2 protein-coding genes and 1 pseudogene are annotated in these 896 nt (G+C 62.6%); 1 reads left to right on the top strand and 2 read right to left on the bottom strand.

Annotation, left to right across the window (positions count from 1 at the left end; all coding sequences use genetic code 11):
• Together HLUSI_RS34150 and HLUSI_RS31645 are read right to left on the bottom strand one after the other, a co-directional pair.
• The coding region (locus HLUSI_RS34150; protein ID WP_238534000.1) for a LysR family transcriptional regulator at window positions 1-81 on the bottom strand (81 nt) is incomplete at its 3' end.
• A gap of 20 nt (window positions 82-101) precedes the next feature.
• Entirely contained in the window at window positions 102-281 is a 180-nt protein-coding gene (locus HLUSI_RS31645; protein ID WP_016834514.1) for a hypothetical protein, read from the bottom strand.
• A 12-nt stretch (window positions 282-293) separates the two neighbouring features.
• Here HLUSI_RS31645 and HLUSI_RS31640 point away from each other — a divergent pair.
• Window positions 294-726 (top strand): annotated as a pseudogene (locus HLUSI_RS31640) (zinc-binding dehydrogenase); the annotation flags it as partial.
• Between the last annotated feature and the right edge of the window lie 170 nt (window positions 727-896).

Here is an 896-nt window from a genome sequence, read left to right as displayed (position 1 = left end):
ATTCAGCGCGTCGGCCGCCTTGACGAAGCTGCCCAGTTCGGCCACGGCGATGAAGCATTCGATTTCGCGCAGTTTGTTCAAGCGATGTCTTTCAGGACGGGTTATGCCGCAGCAGGCAAATCGGCGAGGATGGACGACTGCGAACCGAATGCGAAGGCGTCCATGCGCAGACTATGATACGTCGAACCGCTGTCCAGATGCACCGATTGCGTCCAGTCGTCGGCCGCGCCCATGGCGAAGAACAGCGTCAGCAGATGTTCATCGGTCGGATGGGTGCGCACCGAATGCGGCGTCGTCCCAACGGCGCTTACGCCGAAGCGCGCGTGATGCCTGCCGACATCCTGGTCAAGCTGCCCGATTCGATCAGCTTCGACACCGCCGCCGCGATGATGCTGCAAGGCATGACCGTGCAATACCTGTTGCGCCAGACCTATCCGTTGAAGGGCGGCGAGACCATCCTGCTGCAACGCCTCCGGCCCGGTGTCGCCGTTCGGCGTGAGCGAGCTGGCCTCGCGCGGTTCGCTGTTCCTGACGCGTCCGTCGCTGGGCAACTATGTCGCCACGCGCGAGGCGCTCAACGCCACCGCCGGCGACCTGTTCGCCATGGTCGAAGCCAAGAAGGTCAACATCGACATCAATCAGCGTTACGCGCTGAAGGACGTCGGCCAGGCGCACGCCGATCTGGAAGCCCGCAAGACCACCGGCTCCACCATCCTGATTCCTTGAGGACTGATCTTGACTATCTCCGATCCGGGCAAGAGCCCGATGAACCATCCCGATGAGCAGCCCTCCGGTACTGACGGGTCGCCCAAGTTCGGTCGGCTGCTGGTAGTGCTGATCCTGGCGGTGCTGCTGATCGTGGCGATCACCTTCGGCAGCGAAGCGCTGTATTCCGT

The sequence above is a fragment of the Herbaspirillum lusitanum P6-12 genome, assembly GCF_000256565.1.
Classification (GTDB): Bacteria; Pseudomonadota; Gammaproteobacteria; order Burkholderiales; family Burkholderiaceae_D; genus Herbaspirillum; species Herbaspirillum lusitanum.
This window is presented reverse-complemented; position numbering and strand designations above follow the sequence as displayed.